27 protein-coding genes are annotated in these 24743 nt (G+C 34.1%); 8 read left to right on the top strand and 19 right to left on the bottom strand.

Features of this window, described 5'->3' with window-relative positions; translation table 11 throughout:
• Positions 1 to 162 precede the first annotated feature (162 nt).
• From M0D21_RS02445 to M0D21_RS02395, 11 genes are all read right to left on the bottom strand, one after another.
• Positions 163 to 648, bottom strand: coding sequence for a hypothetical protein (locus M0D21_RS02445; RefSeq protein ID WP_248326130.1), 486 nt, complete (start codon positions 646 to 648; stop codon positions 163 to 165).
• Between the two features lie 201 nt (positions 649 to 849).
• A complete protein-coding gene (locus tag M0D21_RS02440; protein WP_248326128.1) occupies positions 850 to 1356 on the bottom strand; it encodes a hypothetical protein in 507 nt (168 codons plus the stop codon).
• Between the two features lie 193 nt (positions 1357 to 1549).
• The gene (locus M0D21_RS02435; RefSeq protein WP_248326126.1) at positions 1550 to 2278 is read right to left on the bottom strand and encodes a hypothetical protein; all 729 of its coding nucleotides are present in this window, start codon (positions 2276 to 2278) and stop codon (positions 1550 to 1552) included.
• A gap of 313 nt (positions 2279 to 2591) precedes the next feature.
• Complete coding sequence (locus M0D21_RS02430; RefSeq protein ID WP_248326124.1) at positions 2592 to 2882, bottom strand: hypothetical protein; 291 nt, start codon at positions 2880 to 2882, stop codon at positions 2592 to 2594.
• 173 nt (positions 2883 to 3055) lie between these two features.
• The gene (locus M0D21_RS02425) at positions 3056 to 3538 is read right to left on the bottom strand and encodes an ankyrin repeat domain-containing protein (RefSeq protein ID WP_248326116.1); all 483 of its coding nucleotides are present in this window, start codon (positions 3536 to 3538) and stop codon (positions 3056 to 3058) included.
• Position 3539: 1 nt separating this feature from the next.
• On the bottom strand, positions 3540 to 3884 hold the full coding sequence (locus tag M0D21_RS02420; RefSeq protein ID WP_248326114.1) for an SMI1/KNR4 family protein: 345 nt from the start codon (positions 3882 to 3884) through the stop codon (positions 3540 to 3542).
• A 136-nt stretch (positions 3885 to 4020) separates the two neighbouring features.
• Positions 4021 to 5484: a ligand-binding sensor domain-containing protein gene (locus M0D21_RS02415; RefSeq protein WP_248326112.1), complete on the bottom strand. Its 1464-nt coding sequence runs from the start codon at positions 5482 to 5484 to the stop codon at positions 4021 to 4023.
• 213 nt (positions 5485 to 5697) lie between these two features.
• Positions 5698 to 5985, bottom strand: coding sequence for a DUF3144 domain-containing protein (locus tag M0D21_RS02410; protein WP_248326110.1), 288 nt, complete (start codon positions 5983 to 5985; stop codon positions 5698 to 5700).
• 87 nt (positions 5986 to 6072) lie between these two features.
• Positions 6073 to 6882 (bottom strand): CPBP family intramembrane glutamic endopeptidase, encoded by an 810-nt coding sequence (locus M0D21_RS02405; protein WP_248326108.1) that lies wholly within the window; start codon positions 6880 to 6882, stop codon positions 6073 to 6075.
• A gap of 173 nt (positions 6883 to 7055) precedes the next feature.
• A complete protein-coding gene (locus M0D21_RS02400) occupies positions 7056 to 7298 on the bottom strand; it encodes a hypothetical protein (protein WP_248326106.1) in 243 nt (80 codons plus the stop codon).
• A gap of 280 nt (positions 7299 to 7578) precedes the next feature.
• Entirely contained in the window at positions 7579 to 8064 is a 486-nt protein-coding gene (locus tag M0D21_RS02395) for a hypothetical protein (protein ID WP_248326104.1), read from the bottom strand.
• A gap of 365 nt (positions 8065 to 8429) precedes the next feature.
• Between M0D21_RS02395 and M0D21_RS02390 the strand changes: the two genes are divergently transcribed.
• The 3 genes from M0D21_RS02390 to M0D21_RS02380 all read left to right on the top strand — a co-directional run bounded on the left by M0D21_RS02390 (position 8430) and on the right by M0D21_RS02380 (position 13596).
• Complete coding sequence (locus M0D21_RS02390) at positions 8430 to 10289, top strand: DNA topoisomerase IV subunit B (protein WP_248326101.1); 1860 nt, start codon at positions 8430 to 8432, stop codon at positions 10287 to 10289.
• Between the two features lie 25 nt (positions 10290 to 10314).
• Positions 10315 to 12951, top strand: coding sequence for a DNA gyrase/topoisomerase IV subunit A (locus tag M0D21_RS02385; protein WP_248326099.1), 2637 nt, complete (start codon positions 10315 to 10317; stop codon positions 12949 to 12951).
• Positions 12952 to 13017: 66 nt separating this feature from the next.
• The gene (locus M0D21_RS02380; RefSeq protein WP_248326097.1) at positions 13018 to 13596 is read left to right on the top strand and encodes a M23 family metallopeptidase; all 579 of its coding nucleotides are present in this window, start codon (positions 13018 to 13020) and stop codon (positions 13594 to 13596) included.
• On the opposite strand, the gene M0D21_RS02375 is transcribed toward M0D21_RS02380, so the two are convergent.
• The 6 genes from M0D21_RS02375 to M0D21_RS02350 all read right to left on the bottom strand — a co-directional run bounded on the left by M0D21_RS02375 (position 13597) and on the right by M0D21_RS02350 (position 17370).
• Entirely contained in the window at positions 13597 to 14175 is a 579-nt protein-coding gene (locus M0D21_RS02375; RefSeq protein ID WP_248326095.1) for a PhnA domain-containing protein, read from the bottom strand.
• A gap of 90 nt (positions 14176 to 14265) precedes the next feature.
• The gene (locus M0D21_RS02370; RefSeq protein WP_248326093.1) at positions 14266 to 14706 is read right to left on the bottom strand and encodes an SRPBCC family protein; all 441 of its coding nucleotides are present in this window, start codon (positions 14704 to 14706) and stop codon (positions 14266 to 14268) included.
• A 110-nt stretch (positions 14707 to 14816) separates the two neighbouring features.
• Positions 14817 to 15263, bottom strand: coding sequence for a hypothetical protein (locus tag M0D21_RS02365; protein WP_248326091.1), 447 nt, complete (start codon positions 15261 to 15263; stop codon positions 14817 to 14819).
• A 372-nt stretch (positions 15264 to 15635) separates the two neighbouring features.
• Positions 15636 to 16448 carry a TerC family protein gene (locus M0D21_RS02360; RefSeq protein WP_248326081.1) on the bottom strand — a complete coding sequence of 271 codons (813 nt, stop codon included), beginning with the start codon at positions 16446 to 16448 and terminating at the stop codon, positions 15636 to 15638.
• Position 16449: 1 nt separating this feature from the next.
• Entirely contained in the window at positions 16450 to 16824 is a 375-nt protein-coding gene (locus M0D21_RS02355; protein WP_248326072.1) for a DNA topoisomerase IV, read from the bottom strand.
• A gap of 69 nt (positions 16825 to 16893) precedes the next feature.
• Positions 16894 to 17370, bottom strand: coding sequence for a helix-turn-helix domain-containing protein (locus M0D21_RS02350; RefSeq protein WP_248326070.1), 477 nt, complete (start codon positions 17368 to 17370; stop codon positions 16894 to 16896).
• Between the two features lie 381 nt (positions 17371 to 17751).
• Between M0D21_RS02350 and M0D21_RS02345 the strand changes: the two genes are divergently transcribed.
• From M0D21_RS02345 to M0D21_RS02325, 5 genes are all read left to right on the top strand, one after another.
• On the top strand, positions 17752 to 18909 hold the full coding sequence (locus M0D21_RS02345) for a M14 family zinc carboxypeptidase (protein WP_248326058.1): 1158 nt from the start codon (positions 17752 to 17754) through the stop codon (positions 18907 to 18909).
• Between the two features lie 75 nt (positions 18910 to 18984).
• On the top strand, positions 18985 to 19464 hold the full coding sequence (locus M0D21_RS02340; protein WP_073313016.1) for an Lrp/AsnC family transcriptional regulator: 480 nt from the start codon (positions 18985 to 18987) through the stop codon (positions 19462 to 19464).
• A 147-nt stretch (positions 19465 to 19611) separates the two neighbouring features.
• A complete protein-coding gene (locus M0D21_RS02335) occupies positions 19612 to 22197 on the top strand; it encodes a phosphoenolpyruvate carboxylase (RefSeq protein ID WP_248326057.1) in 2586 nt (861 codons plus the stop codon).
• Between the two features lie 77 nt (positions 22198 to 22274).
• A complete protein-coding gene (locus tag M0D21_RS02330) occupies positions 22275 to 22787 on the top strand; it encodes a DinB family protein (protein ID WP_248326056.1) in 513 nt (170 codons plus the stop codon).
• Positions 22784 to 23164 carry a nuclear transport factor 2 family protein gene (locus M0D21_RS02325; protein WP_248326055.1) on the top strand — a complete coding sequence of 127 codons (381 nt, stop codon included), beginning with the start codon at positions 22784 to 22786 and terminating at the stop codon, positions 23162 to 23164. The genes M0D21_RS02330 and M0D21_RS02325 overlap by 4 nt, the downstream gene beginning before the upstream one ends.
• Before the next feature lie 24 nt (positions 23165 to 23188).
• Here the strand turns inward: M0D21_RS02325 and M0D21_RS02320 are convergent, their stop codons facing one another.
• On the bottom strand, positions 23189 to 23830 hold the full coding sequence (locus tag M0D21_RS02320; RefSeq protein ID WP_248326054.1) for an alpha/beta hydrolase: 642 nt from the start codon (positions 23828 to 23830) through the stop codon (positions 23189 to 23191).
• 61 nt (positions 23831 to 23891) lie between these two features.
• Positions 23892 to 24743, bottom strand: a complete 852-nt coding sequence (locus tag M0D21_RS02315) for an alpha/beta hydrolase family protein (RefSeq protein WP_248326053.1) — start codon at positions 24741 to 24743, stop codon at positions 23892 to 23894.

Here is a 24743-nt window from a genome sequence, read left to right as displayed (position 1 = left end):
ATGTGTCGTAGCAAGGCAAAATATTACCTTGCTTTTTGGTTTTTCTGCGCATTGGTTGCTATCTTTTCCATTCTGCAAGCATTGTGTCTTCATAAATATACAAAGACAATCTGATTCATCACTTAGCTGCCATGATCACATATATGTTGTTGTAAACTGTTTTTAATCAAATTCAGTTTCGATTTTATTTAAACTTGCGATATCCTTGTTTAAGTATTTTATACTAATTTTTGGTGGTATAGAAATCTCAATGCAGGTTTCGCTAAAAATTAGATCCTCCGTTGAAATCTTGGATTGAAACTCGTTTGACATCAACAGCCCTTTTAGAATTAATTTGAACATTTTTTTGTTTGAATATTCGTCCATTAATTTTTTAATATGATGTTCGTCAAATTCAGTAACTCTGCTAAAATGGATTTCTACCGATGGAGGGATTGATATTCCAACAATTAATCTGTTCGTTCTAAATCCAGCTTTTTCAATTAAAGGTAAAATATCAAAAATATCTTTTACATAATTAACAAATTTATCTTTAGTATTGGTTCCGAGATCACCTATTTTGGATAAACCACTTTTTAATTGGTTTAATACATTGTCCATTTTATTATTGGATTTTGAAGAATCTGCTACAATTGATTTTTCTGCCATTAATTTGTCAATTTAGAATAGTTTAAGACGGTTTATATATGTGTCGTAGTAGCGTAAATTGTTACCTCTCTGTTAAGTTTTTCTACGCATTTTTTTTTCTTATTAAACCTATGAAAATCTCAGCCTTAGCAAAAAGGAAATGACCTCTTGATCTTGGACTAGATTGCTCTGATTTCATATATAATGTTAGAGGCTGGCTTTTCAACAAGAAGTCCAATAACCGAAACTAATTAGTTTTCCATTTTCAATTTCTAACGTTATTCCATCATCCATTTTTTCGTGCTGAACGGTGAATAAGCCATTTAACTGTCCCTTAGCTATTCGATCTTTAATTTGTTTTCCAAATATTTCTGAAAGCATATTCAATTCTGTTTCACAGTTTAGTTTATGCTTACCATAAATTAGTTCAATCGTATTATCATTCTTAAAGTTAATCTTCTCAATTAAATATTTTTCCTTTTCATTTCCAGTAAATTTCACATCTCTATATTCAAGAGTAAAATATTTAACACCTTGCCATTCCGCTGATAATCCGCCGCAATCATAGTTCGGTTCAAATTGTTTATTTGGGTCACCGAATTTTTTGATAATTTTTGATTTCGAAGAATAGAAGTTTAGTCCTTTGAATTCAAACTTTTCAAAGTCCAAGTTTTGTCCAAAACTTGTTTGAGTTGATATAAGAATTATAAATAGATAAAATATTTTCATAGATCGTTTTGCTTACCTGTAACGTTTTATATACGTGTCGTAGTAGAGTAAAATGTTACCTTGCTTTTTGATTTTTCTGGGTATTGATTGCCAACTTTCCTATTCTGCAAGCATTGCGCCTTCATAAATATACAACAACCAATCGATTGATCACTTTGCTGCTATGGCACATATATTTTGTTGGCGTGTCGTTTTAATTTTTTAACCACCAATTTTCTTTTTCCTTGTTTCTTGCTTTTTGCACTTCCGGTTTGCTTGAGTCATAAAACCAAGCTTGCTGATAATTTTCCCATCCGTAGTTGGCATATTTTAAAGCTGGTCCAAATTCTCCAGCTCCACCATCTAAGTCTCCACTGTCAGGAATTCGATAATCTCCCCAATTACATTTTTTGGACGACTTGCTTTTATAGCTAATCCATACTCCTTCGAATTGATTGTTTTCATATCCATCAGCGCTTGCCATCAAGTCATCGTATTTGAATTTACCGTTTTTGTCAATCATAAAGTCAGATAAGAATTTACCCTTTAAAGTTCCAGTTCCTTTCTGATCCGGGTCTTCAAAAAATTCATATTCTCCAATTACTGAACCTTGTTTGATATTAGGGACATCAGTTTCGTCATAAGTCATAGACTTATTTATTTTTATAGTACCTTGAAAGCTGCAAATATTATTTTTGACTCTTGTTTTTCCATAAACAAAATATTCAAGAGGGTCATTTGGATTTTTTATTACCGAAATAAAATGAATGAAAAATCGCTGATAATTTTCTCCAATATAGCCTAGAGGTTCAGGCGTGTTCAAAGTCCATAAATCAGAAACATCATAAGTTTTAATCTCTCTTAAAAAACCCGTTGTCTTTATTTCCTGACCGTAGATCAGAATTGATAAAAGAAATAGCAATAAAGTTAATTTGATTTTCATGTTTTTTTATTTTCCAATGCACGCCAACAAGTATACATAGTTACCAAAAGTACCCATATTTCTTACATCTGATTTTGTAATTATTTGTAACTAATTATAAGTGTTTGCGAACGCTTAAATGTTACCCCAAGACACATTAAAATATTACTAGACGGCAACAGCTTGTTGCTACTAGAGATTGTATTCCCTTTGGGAGTATAACATGGGTTTGTAAAAAGCTGATGTTAAAGTTCAAAAAACAGTATTAAAAGTAGAACACTCAATAGATTAATTACTTAGTCGCTATAAAGGTGTATATGATTTTGTAATACATTTAGTTTTTAATGATTTTATCATCTAATATTTCAAATATCAATTCTTTATTGTTAAGCGTTTTTATTAATATATTACTTTCTAGTTTACCACCCCAAAATCCATGAATTATAACTAAAGTAGAATCGGAAGTTTTTTTCCAGATTCCGTTATAATTTTTATATGTTATTGGTGGAGTTGCACATGATCCGGAATTTGTTCGTACGACTAAAATACCGTCTTTTTTAAACTCCATTCCGTCTTTGTTTTTATCAAGTTGTTCAACATTTTCCCAAACTGCTACTGTATTCATTTCAGAAAAATAGCTTCATTTTCCAAGTATTTTCTCCTCAAGATTCAAATCAGATATCGTATTGAAAGAAACCAAGAACAATACAATTCCAGACACAAATATTCTATTAATAATTTTCATTGTTCTAACATGTTTTATAACATTCTTTATATGGAGCATGCTTTGCCTGCACATTATACACCTTGTCGTGTGACGTTTTTTATTAGTTTTTTCAATTCGTAAGTTCCATAGCGCTCAACTAACCCCAAGGAACTTTCGGTTAAATATTTTGGATTTGCTCCATTATCGAGTAACCATCTAACTATCTCAATATTTTTGCTGTTTATACAAGTCATTATACTTGTATTTAGTAACATTCCATTTCGCACATTTATATCAACACCTTTTGCAATTGCATATTTAAGACCCTTTAACTCGTCATTATGTACTGCATAATAAACACCATCATAATCATAATTAGCAAAATCGGCCCCTAAAGAAAGTAGATATTCAGCTGTCGCTATTTGAGAATAGGCAATTGCATTACTAAGAGCTACATCTATCTCAAGTTTGGTATAGTTTTCTTTAAATAGCTCTTTTAGCTCATTCAGTTTTCCCTCTCCCGCAAGATCCTCTATTTTATAACTTCTGGAACTTTCTATTTCTTTATTTTGCATTTCAATATTTACTCAAAAAAGTTCTTAAATCGGTTAATCTATCTGGTTTTAGTCCCATTTCTCGATAAAAATAAACATCTGGATTTTCGGCACCATCGGCTTTGAAATACCAAAACATATAGCCCTGATGCATCATAAAAACAAAATCTTTATCAGATAAGAAGTTATTCGTATTATCTTCTTTTAATAATTCTAAAGCCCATTCTTTTAGCTCTTTTCTATCATTAAATAGGTCAGTGCCTACAATTTCTTTAGGAGTAGATTTTTTACATCTTTTATAGAACTTTTTATAAATTACCGGAAGAGTTAAATTTTGCTCTTTTTCCAGTTTACTTAATTCATCCATAATTTCATTTCAATACAATACCAAGGTAGTAAATCTGCAATAAATTTATTTATATCAAGCCCTTTGATATGCTTAGAAAAGGGTTGTGGAGTAAGTAATTCATCGGTAATGAGTTATACACCGCGTGCGTGTATATTTATTTTCTTTCAATTTTCACTAATCCTTGTCTAGTTGCTAAAAATAAATTCCCTTTATCATCAAATGCCATAGTCGAGATGTAAGAAGTCGGAATATCAGAATTTTCAGGATGATAATTTTCCCAACTACCATTTAAATCATACCTGACTAATCCAGCTCTGTCGGTTGAAATCCAAAGCACTTTTTCGATTTTGTCATATAACACGCAAGTTGTATGATTAAAAGGCATACCTGAATTTTGAGTCGTAAATTGTTTGAAATCCCCATTTACCTCCCGAATTGCTATTCCCTCATCATTATTGACTTGCTTTTTGTTCTTTCTATCGAATTCATACAAGGTAAAATATAGGTTGCCATTTTCATCTTCATCCATTGATGTAATACACTTACCTTTTAAAACTGTAGATGATTTTTCAAAATTTGTAACTTGATTATTTTCATCAATCATTGCTGAACCATCATAAGTTCCAATCCAAATTCTGTTTTTGGAATCTCTTTTAGCAAATGAAACTCTATCACCAGGTAAGTCTTTGTATAAGTTCGTATCAATTTTTGACCATTTATCATCTTTAAGTATTGTTATTCCATTTTTTGAACAGAAAAAGAGTTCACCTGTTTTTGAATTGTTCACAATATTATATGCAGAATTAATTCCAATTTGTGTTGAGTCATGTTTTACCCATTGATCATTGTCAAAACTGTATATGTTTTTTTTGGCATAAATCCATTTGACATTATTGTTATCTGTCGCTAATTCGTAATAGCCGAAGTATTTACCTTTTTTAGAAATGTTTTGTTCGGCATTTTTAAATTCTTTTCCGTCAAAAGTTACTAAACCTTGACTAACAGTAAGCCATATTAAACCATTTTTATCAATCGAAATATGGTCATTCCAATTATTAGGTAAATTTGAATTCTTCGAGTTCCAAACGGTCATTTTATAATTGCTTAAATTTTCGTTTTTGTAGACATAGGTGTCATTATAAATTTCAGGACTATTTGGTTTGTCAAAGGATTTTTTGAAAGCCTCTTTGTCTACTCTCACTATTTGTCCTGTGATTTTATTGCTATCTACTTTGAAAACAATATTGATTGAAGATTTTTCTTCTGTTTTACCATTTGTTACGGCAGGTTTCCAACTTTTGAATCGATTTAGCTCTTTAACTATTTTCTGTGTTATGAAGTTTTTTGTTTGATCTGTATGACTTAAAACACAAGCACGTCCATTTGAATTGACAAGAACTTGAAACATAACAGCACCTTTAATATCATTTAAGTTAAGTTCATTGTTTAATTTTTCCTGAAGTTTTGAAAATTCCTGTTCTACATAACCTGCTTTTGTATCTCCACAGTCAAGACAAAACCTTTCAGTTTTGCATTTGTCAACTTTTACAGGGAACAGATTTTGTGCATTTAGAGATAAAGTAGTTAGGATAAAAATAGGTAGGAAATATATTTTCATATGTAATTCTATTTTTCTGGTTCAGGTATGTTGCTGGTAACATTTAAGATATGTGTCGTGGCAGGGCAAAATGTTACCAGGCATTTTGATTTTTCTGTGCATTGGTTGCTAACTTTTCTATTCTGCAAGCATTGCGCCTTACCAAAAATACAAGAACCATTCGATTGATCACCTAGTTACTATGGATCACATATATGTTGTTGTGCTTTCGTTTTATTTTTTCGGTTCCATAAAATCGTCAAAGTTATGAATGTAGTCATCTAGATTTTCCTCCAACATTTTTCTATATTCCGTTACAAAATAGTCAAGAGTTTCTTCTCTTCTCGACCTCATTTCTTCTCCACTATTCCATCCACAGGCGCTTACCCAAGCATTAAATCTTGCAACACTGTACATCATTGACGCACTTACTTTTCCTCGAGTTTCCGTTTTCAGTTGATCGTTCGATAAATTAATATGCGCATCAACACGATCATAAAACTTTTTATCTACTTCGTTCATTAGATATTCTATTCAGATTAGGTGTTTTTTAACAAAGCACAGCGTTGCGTATAACAAGCGTTGCTTCTCGAAGGGATTTATGATTTGTTATACTTTATTAGCTACTGTTATTTTTTTTAACCCAAATATAACAAGTAATAATCCAAAACACACCACCACCCAATACATAAATCCAAATTCAAACCTGTATATCCAGCTATAATATTTTTCGCCAAAAATGATTAATATTAACCAACTTAAATTTCCGATAAAATGAAATGTTATAGTATAAATTATTCGTTTGGTTTTAATGTAGATTAGACAACAAATAATTCCGACAATAAATGTAGGCAACAGGTTTCTGTAGCTTGGTAGATGAATTAAGGCAAAGCAAAAACTAGAGATTAAAATTGATATGTTCAACGAATATTTTTGCGCTAATTTTGTAAACATATGTTTTCTAAAAATGATTTCTTCGAATATCGGAGCCACTATTAATGAAGAAATACTAAGATAAACGAGAGTGATATTTTCTCTTTCATAATGGGAGTATGGCTCAAGGGGAATATCGTGTATTTTATCCAAAATTAATTTAAAGTCAAAGAATGGTCTTTCCATTAATTCTAGTCCAGTGGCAATAATTATTAGATAAATTATGTGACTTGCTTTTATGGATTTAGTGCTGAATGTTTCCTTATTCCATATCGCAGTTATTTCAAATACTTTGATGACAATAAAATATGTAATCAAAGTAAACAGAATATTAATCAAGCTAATGGTTTGATATAAAGCTTCAAGAGTTTCTAAAGAATCATTAGATTCAAAATACAATTTGAGCAAATGGGCAATTCCATAGTCCAAGCCATAATCAAGTCCAATTATGATAGCAGTAAGTAAGAATGCTTTGTAGATATTCATTTATAATTGCAACTAACGCTTAATATATGTGTAGTGGCGAAGCAAATTGTTACCTAACCTTGGACAACTCTGCGCAGATTTTATTCCTTTTTCAGTTTTAAATCACTGCGCCTACATAAATATACACGAACCAATCGATTAATCCCAAATAAGCCATGATCACATAAATGGTGTTAGCATGCCGTTTTTTCGATTATAATATATAGCATTCCAATAGTAAAAATCGGAAGACTTATTAAATTGGTTGTATACCAAGTATAAAACAACCCTTTATTAGAATCTCCTTTATTCTTTTTCCATATTCCATCAGACAGTTTGCCCCATTGAACTTGGAATCCTTCTCTTTTGAGTACTGTTTTATAAAATTCTATAATTCCTTTAGAGATTAATACAGTCAGAAAAGGGGAGAATGTCATAAGCGTACAATTTAGGCTACAGAGATAATTCCAATTTAGTAACTCCATTATAATTCCAAGAAAACCTATTGAAAATGTAATTTTTAGATAGCGCTTGAAATATTGCTCGTCTTTTAGATCCTCAGTAAACGTCACAATTGCGCAACTGAGTAGCAAACAAATAATTATCACGATATAGAAATATACTTCAGAAAGGTTCATTTTAGAATGTATGCTAACGTTTTATATATGTGTTGTAGCAGGGCAAATTGTTACAAACTATTTTCTTTTCAATAATTTCTTATTGTTTTACAGGTATTGCCGTTCTGACGTATTTTGTTATATAATTTTTATGTCTAAAAATTAGTGAATCATTGGAATGTTTAATCAGTTTCGATTTCCAAATAGACCAGCCTCCTTGAACCGTATGGAAGTGATATTCTATATAGAACCCCTTTTCACTGTAATTATATCTTTGCATTCTTTTCAATTCAGATTCTCTGCTTTGCCAATCAGTTAATTTGTCAGTAAGCAATCTAACCATTTCTCCACTTTTCTTAAACCTTATGTAATTTATATATTCACGTTTATCTAAGTTCAATTTTGTATTGTAAGTTAAGTTAACAAGTTCCACTTCTTTATAGATACTTGTTGTGTCAATAATTCTAAAGGCTTCTAAATTGGAATTCGGTTTGATCGTAAACCTGCTAAAAATGAACATTGATTTATATGAATCACAACTGGTTAATAATATCAATGAAATAATAATAACCGTTTTTTTGGCCATTAATATAAGATTTGTTTGAATTGTTTGTAACATATGTATAATTACCAAAAGTAACTATATTTCTTATATATGCTATTGTACTAGTGTGTAACTAAGTATAAGTGTTTACAACTATCTAAATGTTACCCTAAAACGCACTAAAACGTACCAGAAGGCAACAGCTTGCCGCTACCAGAGGTTGTATACTCTTAGGGAGTATAACTAAGGGTTTGTAAAACCCCATTGCTAAAGACCAAAAAATCATAAATCGCTGTTTACCAAATAATCAACAAAATACGTGAACGATTTGTTAATTACTTTGTAGAGCGGCTGTTTTAATTTTGTAAGTGAAACCTTATATTAGCTGGCATTCTACCTGAAATTTTATGAGCAAGGAAACCAAATATACCGAAGATAATATACGATCCCTCGACTGGAAAGAGCATATACGTATGCGACCCGGGATGTATATTGGTAAGTTAGGCGATGGATCATCACCCGATGATGGAATTTACATTTTATTAAAAGAGGTACTCGACAATTCGATCGATGAATATGTTATGGGTGCCGGTAAAACGATAGAAATCTCTATTCAAGGAGATAAAGTGATCGTGCGAGATTATGGTCGTGGGATACCGCTGGGTAAAGTGGTAGACGTAGTCTCCAAAATGAATACTGGGGGTAAGTATGACTCCCGAGCTTTCAAAAAGTCGGTAGGGTTAAATGGGGTAGGTACCAAGGCGGTAAATGCACTATCTACCTATTTTCGGGTAGAGTCTACCCGTGATGGTAAATCGGCTTCTGCTGAGTTCGAAAAAGGGAATCTTACCAATCAGGATATACTAGATGAAACCTCGAGAAGACGAGGAACCAAAGTATCGTTTGTACCCGATGATAGTATTTTTAAGCATTACAAGTATCGTACAGAGTATGTGACCAAAATGCTTAAAAACTATGTATACCTTAACCCTGGGCTTACCATTATTTTTAATGGAGAGAAATTCGTTTCAGAAAATGGGTTAAAAGACCTGCTTTCAGATAATATAAATCAAGAAGATCGCTTGTATGATATTATCCACCTTAAGGGAGACGATATAGAAGTAGCCATTACACATAGTAAAACACAATATAGTGAAGAGTACCATTCTTTTGTAAACGGCCAGCATACCACGCAAGGAGGTACGCATCAAGCAGCCTTTAGAGAAGCCGTGGTAAAAACCGTGAGAGAGTTTTATGGTAAAAACTATGAAGCTAGTGATATTAGAAAGTCAATTGTTTCTGCCATAAGTATTAAGGTAATGGAGCCTGTTTTTGAGAGTCAGACCAAAACCAAATTGGGATCTACCGAAATGGGAGGTGGGCTACCTACCGTAAGAACCTATATCAATGACTTTGTAAAGACCAAACTCGATAATTTCCTACATAAAAATGCCACTACGGCAGAGAGCCTGCAGCGTAAAATTCTTCAAGCTGAGCGTGAGCGTAAAGATTTATCGGGTATTCGAAAACTCGCTCGTGAACGTGCAAAAAAAGCAAGTTTACATAACAAAAAGCTTCGCGATTGCCGTGTTCACCTTACCGATAGTAAAAAAGATCGTAATCTGGAGAGTACGCTGTTTATTACCGAGGGAGATTCGGCAAGTGGTTCGATTACAAAATCTCGAGATGTAAATACACAGGCAGTATTTAGTTTAAGGGGAAAGCCTTTAAACAGTTACAATATGAGTAAGAAGATTGTGTATGAAAATGAAGAATTTAATCTCTTACAAGCTGCTTTAAACATTGAAGAATCATTAGAAGATTTGCGATATAATAATATAGTAATCGCTACCGATGCCGATGTAGATGGTATGCACATTCGATTGTTGTTAATCACCTTCTTTCTACAATTTTTTCCTGAAGTGATTAAAGAGGGACATTTATACATCTTGCAAACACCCTTGTTTAGAGTACGAAACAAAAAGGAGACCATATATTGCTACTCAGAACAAGAAAAGAAAGATGCGATTCAAAAACTAACTGGTAAGCCAGAGATTACACGATTTAAGGGATTAGGAGAAATATCGCCAGACGAATTTGTGCACTTTATTGGTGATGATATGCGATTAGATCCCGTAATGTTAGACAAAGAAAAGCCTATCGATGAGCTGTTATCATTTTATATGGGAAAAAACACTCCACAGCGACAGGAGTTTATCATCGATAACCTAAAAGTAGAATTAGACGCTATAGAGGAAGAATTATAATTGTAAGCGCCCCCTAGGATAAAATATGGATTTGGAAAACGAAAACGAAGAATTACATCACGAATCAACTTCTGCAGATCATAACCCTCAAGAAGTGATTACCAAAGTCACAGGAATGTACAAGGACTGGTTTCTTGATTATGCTTCTTATGTGATTTTAGAACGTGCTGTACCTGCAATTGAGGATGGATTAAAGCCGGTGCAACGCCGTATTCTTCATTCTATGAAGGATTTAGACGATGGGCGCTATAATAAGGTAGCAAATATCGTAGGTCATACCATGCAGTATCACCCTCATGGTGATGCCAGTATCTCTGATGCCATGGTGCAGATTGGGCAAAAAGATCTTTTAATCGATATGCAAGGGAACTGGGGGAACATTCTCACCGGTGACCGTGCAGCGGCTTCAAGGTATATCGAGGCACGATTGTCTAAGTTTGCGCTCGATGTAGTTTATAATCCTAAGGTGACCGACTGGCAACAGTCGTACGACGGTCGTAAAAAAGAACCTATCAATCTACCGGTTAAATTTCCTTTACTATTGGCACAAGGGGCCGAAGGTATTGCAGTAGGATTAAGTACTAAAATATTACCTCATAACTTTATAGAGCTTATTGATGCATCAGTAAAGCATCTGCAAGGGAAACGCTTTACCTTGGTTCCCGATTTTCCAACAGCTGGTATTGCCGATTGTACCAATTATAACGATGGTAACCGAGGAGGGAAAGTACGCGTACGAGCCAAAATCTCTCAACTCGATAAAAATACATTGGTCATTACAGAAATACCGTTTTCTACAACCACTACAAGTTTGATAGACTCTATTCTGAAAGCTAATGACAAGGGGAAAATCAAAATCAAGAAAATAGAAGACAACACAGCGGCTGAAGTAGAGATATTGGTACACTTGCCTTCGGGAATTTCTCCAGATAAAACCATTGATGCGTTGTATGCGTTTACCAATTGTGAGGTATCTATATCACCTTTGGGTTGTGTGATCGAGGATAATAAGCCAAATTTTATAGGAGTTTCTGAAATGCTTCGCCGTTCTACCGATAATACGGTAGAGTTATTGAAACGTGAGCTCGAGATTCAGCTAGAGGAACTTCGGGAACAGTGGCATTTTGCTTCGCTAGAACGTATTTTTATTGAAAATCGTATCTATCGAGATATTGAAGAGGTAGAAACTTGGGAAGGAGTGATAGAAGCTATAGATAAAGGGCTGAAGCCTCATGTGAAGCATTTGAAAAGAGCGGTTACCGAAGAAGATATAGTGCGTCTAACTGAGATTCGTATCAAACGTATTTCAAAATTTGATATCGATAAAGCACAGCAAAAAATAGAAGCTTTAGAAGAAGAAATTGCGAAGGTAAAACATAACCTGGAGCACTTGATCGAGTTTGCAATCGACTATTTTAAAAGATTAAAGACGACCTACGGCAAAGGAAAAGAACGCAAAACCGAAATCAAGATTTTTGATGATATAGAAGCTACCAAAGTAGTCATTCGAAACACAAAACTATATGTGAATCGTGAAGAAGGTTTTGTGGGTACTTCGTTACGCAGAGATGAGTATGTAACCGATTGCTCAGACATCGATGATATTATTTGCTTTACTGCCGAAGGAAAAATGATGGTGACCAAAGTAGATTCTAAAACATTTATAGGTAAAAACATTATTCACGTTGCTGTATTCAAGAAAAAAGATAAGCGCACGATCTATAATATGATTTATCAAGATGGTAGAGGAGGAGCTTCTTTTGTAAAGAGATTTGCGGTTACCGCCGTAACAAGAGATAAAGAATACGACTTAACACAAGGAAAAAAGAGTTCTAAGGTGACTTATTTTTCTGCAAACCCAAATGGAGAGGCAGAACTGGTGACCATATTCTTGCGTCAGGCCGGAAGTATCAAAAAATTAAAATTCGACCTTGATTTTTCAGATTTACTCATCAAAGGGCGAGGGGTAAAAGGAAATATCGTTACCAAATATAATATCAAACGCATCGAACTCAAAGAGCAAGGGGTATCTACCTTAAAACCTCGTAAAATATGGTTCGATGATACCGTACAGCGATTAAATGTAGATGGTAGAGGTGAGCTTCTGGGAGAGTTTAGAGGTGAAGATCGTTTATTGGTAATCGATCAAAAAGGTATTGCCAAGACATTGATCCCAGAAATGACATTGCATTTCCCGTCTGATATGATTGTTTTGGAGAAATGGAAACCCAAAAAACCGGTTTCTGCAATTTACTGGGATGGAGAAAAAGAGCGATACTACGTAAAACGTTTTCTTATCGAAAATTCTGAAAGGGAGGATTCTTTTATCTCTGAGCATCCAAAATCATTCTTAGAGGTGGTTTCGACAGATTACAGACCCATTGCTGAGGTGGTTTTTACTAAAATAAGAGGTAAAGATCAACGACCAAATGAAGAAGTGAATTTGGAAGAGTTTATAGCCATAAAAGGAATAAAAGCCTTAGGAAATCAGCTTACTACCCATAAGGTAAAACAAATAAACCTTTTAGAGTCATTACCTTATGAAGAGCCAGAACCGCTTCCTACTGAAGAAATAGAAGTGGTAGAAGAAGAAAATGTATCTCCTGATGCCTCTGCAGAAGCACCAAAAGATGAGGATAACGATCAGCCTACATTGTTTTAAGAGGTAGTAGAAGGAGTAACCTTATAAATACCAGAGTATATTTGCTTTGGTTTCATTAGTTACACTATGATTACTGGTACTACAAAACGTTTCTGGGTTGTTTTATTGACCTCCCTTGGCTTCTTAATTAGAAACCGGGAGTTAAGAAAATGGTTTTGGATTCCTTTTCTCGTTATTGGGATAGGATTCGTAATCCCCCAGAATATGATTATTCCGGTTCAGGGAGCTACTACAAGTAATTGGGATGATAATTCATTTTGGGCATATCCCTGGGGAACTTCAATTACACATAAGGGGATAGATATTTTTGCCGATAGAGGAACTCCGGTAATAGCTGCAACCAAAGGTATTGTTGTGTATACGCACGAAGGTGGAAAAGGAGGGAAGTCGGTGATGGTTTTAGGGCCTAAATGGAGATTTCATTATTATGCGCATTTAGATGCTATAGAAACCTTTCCGCTTGCTCCAGTAAAAGCAGGATCTTTATTAGGCACTGTAGGGGATACCGGAAACGCCAAAGGGAAACCACCACATCTACATTATGCAATCACAACACCATTTCCGTATGTATCTTTAAAGGATGATAAAGCGGTTCAAGGTTGGAAAAAGATGTTTTATCTTGATCCCGATACCTGGTTACGATAACTATGATTTTTTTACGTATTTGGTAAGAATGACGATGTGCTGGCCGTTTACGCGACCTTCTATATGTTCTTCGTTGTCGTGTACCAAGGTAATATTTCGAACTGCAGTACCTCGTTTTGCGGTGAAATTGGCTCCTTTTACATTTAAATCTTTAATGAGTACCACATTATCTCCTGCTTGTAGAGTAGCACCATTGGCATCTATATGTTTGATTGCATTATCTTCATCTTGATCTTCACCTGTAGCTTTTGCCCATGCAAGTGTGTCTTCGTCGAGATATAACATATCTAATAAATCCTGTGGCCAACCTTCATTTTTCAGTCGGTTAAGCATTCTCCAGGCTACCACCTGCACGGCAGGCACTTCGCTCCACATGCTGTCGTTTAAACATCTCCAATGGTTAGGATCTACTTTTTCGGGGTTTTCGATTTGCTCTAAACAAGTAGCAGAAATCAAAATATTTGCATCTAAACCTGTTCCCGGTGATTTAGGAACCGTGTAGATATGAAGATTTTCTGTCGTGCTTGATAATTCACATTTCGATTGACTACGCTTGTGTAACTCTTTTTCCAAATTCATATATTGATCATGTAATTATGAGATACAAAAATGCAGTAAAATTTGTAATTATTCCAGCAGGCTATTTTTTATTTTTAAATAGATACTTTTTCATGACTGCTCTGCAAATGCCTTGAATTGATCCAGCCATTTTTGAGTATATTTTTTGGGCATATGTGGCATTAGAAAAGTTATTAACTTTGGTATGAATGCTTTGTATTTTATGTAATCTACGTGATACTCTAATCGTGTCTTTTGATCAGGAAGTTCAATAAAACTACATTTTACAACATTATCCATATGTTCATGTTCATAGATGCCGCTAAATTCATCAGGCAAGTTTTTTGCTGTGATCGTTTCGATAAGCTCCATTTCCCGTTTCCCATGTTTGTATTTTAGTAAAGATTTTGCTCCTACCTCGCCTGGCGTGCCACTAAGATGTTCGAAACTTATAAAACCATCTTGCCATTCTTTCAGGTTATTGGGATCATCAAATAAAGCGATGACCTTATCTATAGGGGCATTAATCTCGGTAGTACAAGTAAATTTCATAGGAAAAAGTGTTGGAGTGAGTTTACTAAAGATAACAAAACCTGATACAAAAAAACAGCGAAGCTTACTCAAAGTAAGCTTCGCTGTTTTAAAAACGTTTTTAAATTCAGTTAGAATCCGGCATATTGTGTAGCACTTTCTAATGTTTTAGAAAAGTCATAGTAATCACTTAGTGCCTTTACATCTACATGATCTATTAAAGAATAATTCCTTTTCATGTAAATAGTGGTAAAATCATCAATTCTGAAGTTAAGAAGTTTGGCTTCCATCACTTCTTTTTTCCAAGCGCGTTTTTGAGCCTTTGTCATCTTTCCGTTTTGGATTAGCCTATCATATTCCTGAAGTCTTTTAGTTAACTCCTTACATTCTGCTATCATTTCCTCATATTCTTCTATAGAGTATTTGATATGATTTACTCTCGATACGTTAGATTCTTCTACATTATGTACTTCGAGTACAACATTGGTTAATTCTGCATTTGAACCATGTGTTTCTTCCTGAGCATATAGCCCCGAAAACACAAACGAAATTAAAATAAATAGTGTGTGATTTTTCATATTTTGGGGTTGTTTGGTTAAAAATTAAAATAATCTACCCATATCTAAAATTAGGTTTAGGGGGTTTAAAAACCTTAGATACCGTACAGAATTTTAATTCACTTTCGGTTGAAATCCATTTTTCTTGGATGAAATGTATTTCAAATGAAAAACGCCAGGAGATTATATTTATTGTTAAAAAAATATGATTTGTAGGAAATTAGCTTATTTAGCTAACCGTTTTTTTCTTACATGAGTTAAAGGCTGTTAGCGTATATACAGATGTATTCTCTCAAAGAAAGCCTAAAAAACATCTTGATTTTAAGAGCGTTTTTTTCTATTGTGCTGGATTATGAAGGTATAAAAAAACCGTACGAAGCACGGTTTATATCTTTAAGCGGTTTCGGTTTCTTTTTTAACCTTATTCTTTTTCCTGAGTTTAAAGTTGAGAAACTCTACAAATAGTGAAAAAGCAATGGTAAAGTAAAGGTATCCCTTAGGTATTGTACCTACCTCTGTATCAAATATTTGGAAATGCGCTAAATGTGCCGCTTCGGCTATTAGCATAAAGCCTATTAAGATTAAAAATGAAAGTCCTAATATTTGTACAGAAGGGTGTTTGTTTACAAATCTTCCAACTGGGGCTGCAAATAACATCATGATAAGTACAGATACAATAACAGCAATAATCATAATAATTAAAGCATCATTAGGATCATTACTTAGTCCATTGGTCATACCTACCGCAGTAAGAATCGAATCGAATGAGAATACTACATTAATTAGGGTAATTTGTAAAATAGCATTTGATAGAGAAGAGGAGCTTTTGGCTTGAATTTCCTTTTCTTCTTCTCCTTTTTCATCCACCTTCTCGTGAATCTCATGTACACTTTTATACAATAGAAAGAGCCCTCCTGCAAATAAAATAAGTGCTTGCCCGCTTATACCAGCCTGCACCCATGGCAGGTTAATATGCCAGAAAGGAGCTTCCATAGCTACCAAGAGTGAAATACCAAATAAAAGAATAATACGCATTACCATGGCAAGGGCTAGACCTATGTTGGTAGCTTTCTTTTGTTGTTGCTGAGGTAGTTTGCTTGAAGCAAGAGATATAAAAATAATATTGTCTATACCCAATACAATTTCAAGGAACGTAAGTGTTAACAGGGCTACCCAAGCATCTGCAGATGCGAAAATTTCAAACATTTTATTTTATTTTTTTTGCGGTTCCACGTTGTTTATTGGTTGCACCTACCAATCCGTATTCGAATGTATAGATGTCATTGTCGGTAGTTAAAATCTTCATATGAATCGCTTTTTCTTCAGACATACTCTTTGGATTTACTTTTTGAACAATATATTCACAGTCGTTGATCCACCGAATACTAGCGGTATCGCTTTTTCCTTCGAAATAATCAATTTCTATAGAATCGTTTCTTACAAAGGTGGTTTTTACTAACTCTCCGTTTAGTAATGTCTCGAATTCAAAAGTTCCTACATGAAAATTTGAGCAATTCCTCTCCGGCTGGTAACAGCTGGCGAATAGTAAAGAGCAACAGAAGATAAAGGCTATCTGTTTCATAAAATAGTTTAACTAAAAGCGAAAATAAATTTATTTAGATAAAGTTTATAGAAAGCAATGAAAAAATTATCAAGATTTTTTCATTTGGTAGCTATTAAAAGTACCATCCTTATAAAAAATAACGATTCTATCGATATCACTTTCTGAAGAAAAAGTAGAAGTTGTTTTTTTATTGACCACTACATCGGGTTCTATTTTTTTTACTTCTTCTATTGGTTGAGAAAAAAGATCTTCCTCTGGTTCCAAAATTGGAGTAGAAGAAGGCTTAGATTTTACAGGTTCATTTTTTTCTTCTTTAATTTCTGAGATCGAATTTTCAGATTTAGGAAAACTCCCTTTGCCATATAACAACCATTGCATATCTACATCAGAATAGGCTTCGGTTATTTTCATAACAAAATCTAAACTAGGCTTATTCCTTCCGCTGAGGATATGAGAAATAGAAGAGCGTCCCACACCCATATAATCTGCAAAGGATGAAGCTGATACACCATAGAAATCCATGATTTTCTGGATTCTATTACCAAAATCTTTATTGTTTACCATTGTAAACCTTTTTTATAGAAATTATGTGTTACAAAGGTAAACAAATTCTTGTAAACACACAGTTTACTTTTGTAAACAAGTATTTGCAAGATGTAAAGTAATAGTTCATGTAATCATTGTTAAATACTTGATAAGCATTAATTTAAAACAATATAATTATATTATGTATAAAATCAAAAATTTAATATTATACATTTGGAAACAACACTCATAATGATGTTTACAGAGGTAAACAACCAATCAGTTTTGATGCGTTTACAATTGTAATTAGATGCTATTTACATTTGTAAAACACCGATTGGTTTACAGTTGTAAATAATATTTGTATTGTTATGAATCTTCAATAAACTATGGTAATTTCGTGCTCTTATCATACATATCATGAATCATAAAAAACTTGAAGATTGTTTTAAAAGGTACAAGGAAACGTCCTTGCATGGGCGTTATATTTGTTTAGATCATATTACTCCTCTACTAGATAAATTATCCTCTAAAATTGATATAAGACCAATTGGTAATTCTGAAAACAATGAACCTATTTACCTTATTAAAATAGGTACAGGTAGAAAAAAACTTCTTTTATGGTCTCAAATGCATGGTAACGAAAGTACCACCACAAAAGCGCTATTCGATCTTTTAAACTTTCTAACCGATTCCCAAAATTTAGAACTTAATAATCTTCTGGATTCCTGTACGATATATATCGTTCCCATTTTGAGCCCTGATGGAGCTAGGTTGTACACGCGATTAAATTATAATAAGGTTGATCTTAACAGGGACGCTCAGGATAAAACTCAAAAAGAGAGCAATGTTTTAAATAATCTTATCGTAGATATTCAACCTGATTTTGCATTTAACTTGCACGGGCAGCGTACAATTTTTAGCGCTGGAGAAACTAATTTATCTGCTACAGTGTCTTTTTTATCTCCTGCCGGTGATGCTGAAAGAACGATTACCCCTAGTCGTAAAAAATCGATGGAGGTAATTGCTAAAATGAATCAAGCGTTACAACAATTTATACCGAATCAGGTTGGGCGTTATGACGATGGTTTTAATATAAATTGTGTTGGTGATACTTTGGAGCATCAAGGCATACCAGCAATATTGTTTGAAGCTGGACATTTTGCACAGGATTACGATAGAGAGCAAACAAGAGAATACATTTTCTATGCGCTGGTCGCTTCAATAACTTATATCGCAAATACAACAGTTACTGGTGATGGGTATAAAGACTATTTTCTTATTCCCGAAAATGGAAAATGTTTTTTCGATATAATTATAAGAGATGTCATTTTAGATGGTAAAAATGTAGATATAGCAATTCAATTTAAGGAAGAATTGAGTGAAAATGCTGTGAAATTCGTACCAAAAATTGTTAAAATTGAGGATTTACGAAAATTTTATGGCCACCGCGAAATTTTAGGGAAAAAGAGGGTTATCTCTTCCGAAAACGTTAGAAATATGATAGTTCCGAATTCTGAGTTGTTAAAATTCTACCTAGATTCTGAATTATTCTCAATAGAATTGACAAAAAGGTGAAATAAAATGTGTGAAAACTTTATTTTTCTGTTATTTTTGCAATGTAAATAATCGGGAAAAATAACTTTAATTACTATGGCAAAATTTAAATTAGACGAAGTTGACCACCAAATTTTGGATATGCTGATAGAAAATACGCGTACTCCTTTTACAGATATCGCAAAGAAATTATTGATTTCTGCGGGTACTGTACACGTGCGTGTTAAAAAAATGGAAGAAGCTGGAATTATTGAAGGGTCTTCGCTAACATTAGACTATAAAAAGTTAGGATATTCTTTTATAGCCTATGTTGGAATTTATCTACAAAATACCTCGCAAACCAAATTCGTCTTAGAAAGAATTAATGAAATTCCTTATGTAACCGTTGCACACATTACAACAGGTAAATTTAATATCTTTTGTAAGGTAAGAGCTAAGGATACAAACCATGCAAAGGAGATCATTTTCAAATTAGATGATATCGACGGTGTTTACCGTACAGAGACTATGATTTCTTTAGAGGAGAGCATTAATGATAAGAAACGCTTAATGCATTCTATTTTTCAAGAATTGTAAAGGGTTCTTATAACAAAATATCAAAAAGCCCTTTAGGAAAACCTGAAAGGGCTTTTTTTTATGTTTAGTCACATTTTCTGAAATATAGCTTTATATAGAAGAAAATCTTTTTTTAACCACTAGAATAACCACAATTATCACCACACAATGGCTAGAAAACCTAAAATTGAACGTTTCAATGAAAATGTTCTTGCTAAGTATCAGATATACAATAGTATATTTATGACATTGCCTTTTGATACGATTACGAATACCGGAGTTTTATTACCGCTTTTTAAAGATGTATGCGAGAAAGGCTATAATAAGCATAAGAATCCCACCGAAATCGTAGAACGCTTTTTTAAACTTTATCAAGAAAATCCTTCCGAAAAAGAAAAGCATGATTTACTATTTAGATTTATACAGTATATAGAACGTCAAGTAGTATTGTTTGATGCGATTGAGGATGCAGCTTTTCCAACGGTAAATAATATGGATGGTCGTGGAACCTTGAGAAGTATCAAAGAAGAAGCACAGGCTAAGGGGCAGTTGGGAGAGTTGAAAGAATATTTAAAAAGATTTAAAATTCGACCAACGCTTACGGCGCATCCAACTCAATTTTATCCAGGTACAGTACTGGGAATAATTCATGATTTGGATACTGCAATACGCGCAAATGATCTTTCTAAAATTAAAAAACTATTGGCTCAGTTAGGGAAAACAGCTTTTTTTAAGAAAGAAAAGCCAACCCCTTATGATGAAGCGGTAAGTCTTATTTGGTACCTCGAAAATGTATTTTATCATTCGGCTAGTGCCATTTATAATTATGTGCACGAAAATATTTTTGAAGGCGAAGATTTTGATAACGATCTAATAAACCTTGGATTTTGGCCAGGAGGAGATAGAGATGGTAACCCATTTGTGACTACCGAAACGACTTTGAAGGTTGCTAAACGATTGCGCAAAACTGTTTTGATAAATTACTACAGAGATATGCGTAATCTTAAACGTCGAATCACTTTTGGGAATCTCCAGGATAAAATCGCGGTGTTAGAAACAGCGCTTTATGATAATTTTTATTATGCAAAAACTGCAGAGCCTCTTTCAGTAGATACATTAATGAATGGGCTATTAGAAATTAAGGAAGAGCTGATAGCAGAGCACCAATCTTTGTTTTTAGAAGAGCTGCAAGATATCATCAATAAAGTAAAGATCTTTGGTTTTCATTTTGCAACTCTCGATATTCGTCAGGATTCGAGAGTTCATCATAAAGTGTTAACCAATATTGTAGAAAAAACCAATGAACTTGGATTAAGGATCTTTCCTGAAAACTATTTGTCACTCTCTGAAGAGGAGCAAATTGATGTACTTACTAAGGTTGAAGGGAAACTGGATCCTTCTGTTTTTGATGAAGATATCACACGGGCAACGGTAGAATCTATATATGCGATTAAAACCATTCAGGCAAACAACGGAGAACGCGCAGCAAATAGATATATCATAAGTAACAATGGAAATGAGCTTAATGTGCTAGAGACCTTTGCAATGATCAGATTGTGTGATTGGAACATGCCAACTGTTGATGTAATTCCATTATTTGAAACGGTGCCAGATTTAAAAGTTGCAGATAAGGTTATGGAAACGTTGTATAGCAATCCTGTCTATATGGCACATTTGAAACGTAGGGGTATGAAGCAGACAATAATGCTTGGTTTTTCTGATGGTACCAAAGATGGTGGGTACTTAATGGCGAACTGGGGGATATTTAAAGCTAAAGAAGCGCTTACTGAAGTTTCGAGAAAATATGATGTGAAAGTAGTCTTTTTTGATGGTAGAGGCGGGCCACCAGCCAGAGGAGGAGGGAATACAAATCAATTTTATGCTTCTCTAGGACCTACAGTTGAAGATGAAGAAATTCAGTTGACGGTGCAAGGTCAAACCATTAGTTCAAACTTTGGGACCTTAGATTCATGTCAGTATAATCTGGAGCAATTGCTTGGAGCAGGAGTAGAAAATGAGTTAACCAATAATGAAGCCAATCTTTTTTCTGTAGAAAATAAACAAACGATGCAGGAACTGGCAGATATTAGTTATCAAACCTATGTTGATTTTAAGAATCACCCTAAATTTCTTTCGTACTTAGAGCATATGAGTACATTAAAGTATTATGGGAAGGCAAATATTGGTAGTAGACCTTCTAAACGGAATAAGAGTGCAACCCTAGATTTTGGGGATCTCAGAGCTATTCCTTTTGTAGGTAGCTGGAGTCAATTAAAGCAAAATGTACCTGGTTTTTATGGGGTAGGAACAGCTTTACAATCTTTTGAAGATAAAGGAGAGTTTGAAAAGGTGGTTACATTGTATAAGGAGTCACCATTTTTTAGAGCGTTAATTGCGAACAGTATGATGAGCCTTACGAAATCATTCTTTGAGTTAACAGCTTATATGAAAGAAGATTCTGAGTATGGGGCTTTTTGGGATGTTATTCATGATGAATACCTGCTTACAAAGCGATTATTGTTTAAGTTAACCGGGTATACAGAGCTTATGCAAAATGAGCCCGCTGGAAAAGCCTCTATTGATATCAGAGAGAATATTGTTCTTCCATTGCTTACGATACAGCAGTATGCGTTAAAGAAGATTCAAGACATTCATAGGTCAAAAGATACAGATGCTTCCAATCTTGAAATTTATGAGAAAATGGTTACCAGATCGTTATTTGGAAACATAAATGCAAGTCGTAATTCTGCATAATCTAATAAAGAACTGTTAAGAAGTATATCAAATGAGGCGGGAATTATTAAATTTCTGCCTCATTTTAATTTTATGCTATGCTTACTCAGGTTAAAGAAGGAGAATTTCATCCATATTACGCAACGTATATTGCAAAAGCTACACACGAGAATATTGTAGAAGGTCTGGAACAAGGGAAAAATGATTTTAAAAATTTTGTAAGTACTATTCCTGAAGAAAAATGGACGTTTGCTTACGATACCGGTAAATGGACGGTGGTAGAGGTTCTTCAGCACCTTATAGATTCTGAAAGAATATTTGCTTACAGGGCATTGCGTTTTGCGAGGAATGACAAAACACCTTTAATGGGATTTGAGCAAGATGATTATGTGCCCAACTCAAATGCAAATACCTATAGTATTTCAGAAGTACTGGCCGATTTTGAAGCAGTACGAAATAGTTCTATTACCCTATATAAGGGGTTTACTCCAGAGATGTTATCTAGAATAGGAGAGGCTAGTAATAGCCCTATGAGTGCTCGGGCATTGGGCTACATCTTAATGGGGCACCAAATTCATCATTTCGAAGTAATTAAAGAACGTTACTTATGAGAATGACCAAAGAAGACGTGGCCAAAAGTTACCTTAATTTTTTGGAAAACGATCAGGTAGAAGAAATTATGGCACTATTTGCTGAAGATGGTATTGTGGTTTCACCTTTGTATGGGACTATGCCGGCAAAATCTTTTTATAAAACGCTAGCGGCAGATACAGCAAATTCTGTACTGAATTTTGATGGTGTTTTTTACGAAGACAATACCAATCGTATTTCTCTGCTTTTTGATTATGATTGGGAATTAAAAACAGGTGAAAAAGTAAGTTTTAAAGTGGTAGATATTATAGAATTAAATGATGATCATAAAATAAACAAGTTAATTATTATCTATGATACTGTGCATAGTAGGCCAGCAATTCAGCAAAAAGGGTAGTTTGTCTGTCCAAATGTTTTTTGTCTAGAACAAAACATTTTCTATGCTTTTCAAATTGAGTTCGTGTCCTCCTTCATGAGTGCTGAATTCGATTTGAGGTAAAATTTGAGCTACTCTTTCTTTCTCGGCTTGTACTTTTTCAATTTCGAAGTAAGGGTCTTCATTACCAACAATATGGGCAACCTTGGTATTCGGGTCCATAAAATCAAAATCCTCTTTGGTTAGTTCTTTTGGGAACCCTCCAGAGACCATTACAAAAGCATCACAGTTTATTCTGCGCCTGGCAATCCAACGACTGGCAATACTAACCCCTTGAGAATAACCAAGAACAATGAAATTAACGTGATTAGGAATATCTTCGGCGTTAACTACAGCATCTACGTAGCGTAAAACATTACCGGTTTCAATTTTGGTGTTTTCTTTGGTGAGCCAACTAGAGCCTACTTTCCTGTAATCTAATCCTTTGTAGAATTTTGAAGGCGCTTGAGGTGCAATGATATAGTTCTCTTTTTTATCAAGGGGAGCAAATAAGTGCACGAAATATCGACTTAAGTATCCTATTCCGTGAAAAACCAACCATACGTTTTTTGTTTCAGGTGTTAAAGTGTTTAAAGTAGAGTAGGAGTTGGTTGTGTTGTAGGATACAGCTTTTTCTTGATTGCTCATAGTTTTATGTGAGGGTCTCTGGTTATTTTAATGAAATAGAATGGTTAGAACAGTGTTTTTTTTAGTTTAGTTCAAACCAATCATAAACAATAGGCCACAATATATCCTGATTTTTCTTCCTAAAAAAATCAAAATGCCCAATAGCTTTTAAACTGTAATCTGAAGGTATGAGATGTTTTCGAGCTACTGTAGCATTTTGATATACGGTGTCACCAAGAATATCTACAGATTTTCTGGGAGCAAATAAGTCGTCTTCTATGCTTACCAGGAGCATAGGGTCTTTAATATCATTGTAGAAGGTAGTGTTGTTACCTTTGGTGAAATGTAGCATAGAGTCTGGGTGTAATAGGAAAGTAGCCCAATCTTTTGCAACTTGTGTAGTTAAGGGGCTTCCTAGTCCAAACCAACCCGAAGGGTAGTATCCTAATATAGAGGTGGTGAAAGGAACAAAAAACCTAAAATTTAATTGAATTAGAACACGCATTTTGAATTTAAAATGTTTGTAAAATCCATATTGAGAGGCAATAGTTAAGTATTTATCATAAAATTGGTGAGCATCACTAAAACCAATGCTGTTGCCGCCATAACTATGCCCTATCATGTATTGTTTGTTGCCAGGGTATTCCTCTTTGGCATGTTTTGAAACCGCTTTGAAATCTTGTGCCCATGAAAAATATCCGTGTTTTTTTAAAGACTGTATACTTTTAGAAGTAGAGGAGCCTATACCACGATAATCAAACGTAAAAACGTTACAGCCTTTTTCTGCGAGTTGCTGCGCCAGATTGAAATAGAATTTTTGGGGTACGGCGACGGCTGGAGCAAAAACGATAGTTTTACCATTTGCAGATGTTGGTACAAATTCATGTACAGAAATAGGATATTGATCAAAGGATTTTACTGTGTATGCTTCCAT

Source organism: Aquimarina acroporae, assembly GCF_023195925.1.
Lineage (GTDB): Bacteria > Bacteroidota > Bacteroidia > Flavobacteriales > Flavobacteriaceae > Aquimarina > Aquimarina acroporae.
Note: the sequence above shows the minus strand (reverse complement) of the source record. Positions and strands in the feature narration are given on the sequence as shown.

Bases quoted from the DNA above. Each gene is read 5' to 3' on its own strand.
- M0D21_RS02445 (WP_248326130.1), bottom strand. From the start codon at position 648: ATGGCAGAAAAATCAATTGTAGCAGATTCTTCAAAATCCAATAATAAA.
- M0D21_RS02440 (WP_248326128.1), bottom strand. From the start codon at position 1,356: ATGAAAATATTTTATCTATTTATAATTCTTATATCAACTCAAACAAGT.
- M0D21_RS02435 (WP_248326126.1), bottom strand. From the start codon at position 2,278: ATGAAAATCAAATTAACTTTATTGCTATTTCTTTTATCAATTCTGATC.
- M0D21_RS02430 (WP_248326124.1), bottom strand. From the start codon at position 2,882: ATGAATACAGTAGCAGTTTGGGAAAATGTTGAACAACTTGATAAAAAC.
- M0D21_RS02425 (WP_248326116.1), bottom strand. From the start codon at position 3,538: ATGCAAAATAAAGAAATAGAAAGTTCCAGAAGTTATAAAATAGAGGAT.
- M0D21_RS02420 (WP_248326114.1), bottom strand. From the start codon at position 3,884: ATGGATGAATTAAGTAAACTGGAAAAAGAGCAAAATTTAACTCTTCCG.
- M0D21_RS02415 (WP_248326112.1), bottom strand. From the start codon at position 5,484: ATGAAAATATATTTCCTACCTATTTTTATCCTAACTACTTTATCTCTA.
- M0D21_RS02410 (WP_248326110.1), bottom strand. From the start codon at position 5,985: ATGAACGAAGTAGATAAAAAGTTTTATGATCGTGTTGATGCGCATATT.
- M0D21_RS02405 (WP_248326108.1), bottom strand. From the start codon at position 6,882: ATGAATATCTACAAAGCATTCTTACTTACTGCTATCATAATTGGACTT.
- M0D21_RS02400 (WP_248326106.1), bottom strand. From the start codon at position 7,298: ATGACATTCTCCCCTTTTCTGACTGTATTAATCTCTAAAGGAATTATA.
- M0D21_RS02395 (WP_248326104.1), bottom strand. From the start codon at position 8,064: ATGGCCAAAAAAACGGTTATTATTATTTCATTGATATTATTAACCAGT.
- M0D21_RS02390 (WP_248326101.1), top strand. From the start codon at position 8,430: ATGAGCAAGGAAACCAAATATACCGAAGATAATATACGATCCCTCGAC.
- M0D21_RS02385 (WP_248326099.1), top strand. From the start codon at position 10,315: ATGGATTTGGAAAACGAAAACGAAGAATTACATCACGAATCAACTTCT.
- M0D21_RS02380 (WP_248326097.1), top strand. From the start codon at position 13,018: ATGATTACTGGTACTACAAAACGTTTCTGGGTTGTTTTATTGACCTCC.
- M0D21_RS02375 (WP_248326095.1), bottom strand. From the start codon at position 14,175: ATGAATTTGGAAAAAGAGTTACACAAGCGTAGTCAATCGAAATGTGAA.
- M0D21_RS02370 (WP_248326093.1), bottom strand. From the start codon at position 14,706: ATGAAATTTACTTGTACTACCGAGATTAATGCCCCTATAGATAAGGTC.
- M0D21_RS02365 (WP_248326091.1), bottom strand. From the start codon at position 15,263: ATGAAAAATCACACACTATTTATTTTAATTTCGTTTGTGTTTTCGGGG.
- M0D21_RS02360 (WP_248326081.1), bottom strand. From the start codon at position 16,448: ATGTTTGAAATTTTCGCATCTGCAGATGCTTGGGTAGCCCTGTTAACA.
- M0D21_RS02355 (WP_248326072.1), bottom strand. From the start codon at position 16,824: ATGAAACAGATAGCCTTTATCTTCTGTTGCTCTTTACTATTCGCCAGC.
- M0D21_RS02350 (WP_248326070.1), bottom strand. From the start codon at position 17,370: ATGGTAAACAATAAAGATTTTGGTAATAGAATCCAGAAAATCATGGAT.
- M0D21_RS02345 (WP_248326058.1), top strand. From the start codon at position 17,752: ATGAATCATAAAAAACTTGAAGATTGTTTTAAAAGGTACAAGGAAACG.
- M0D21_RS02340 (WP_073313016.1), top strand. From the start codon at position 18,985: ATGGCAAAATTTAAATTAGACGAAGTTGACCACCAAATTTTGGATATG.
- M0D21_RS02335 (WP_248326057.1), top strand. From the start codon at position 19,612: ATGGCTAGAAAACCTAAAATTGAACGTTTCAATGAAAATGTTCTTGCT.
- M0D21_RS02330 (WP_248326056.1), top strand. From the start codon at position 22,275: ATGCTTACTCAGGTTAAAGAAGGAGAATTTCATCCATATTACGCAACG.
- M0D21_RS02325 (WP_248326055.1), top strand. From the start codon at position 22,784: ATGAGAATGACCAAAGAAGACGTGGCCAAAAGTTACCTTAATTTTTTG.
- M0D21_RS02320 (WP_248326054.1), bottom strand. From the start codon at position 23,830: ATGAGCAATCAAGAAAAAGCTGTATCCTACAACACAACCAACTCCTAC.
- M0D21_RS02315 (WP_248326053.1), bottom strand. From the start codon at position 24,743: ATGGAAGCATACACAGTAAAATCCTTTGATCAATATCCTATTTCTGTA.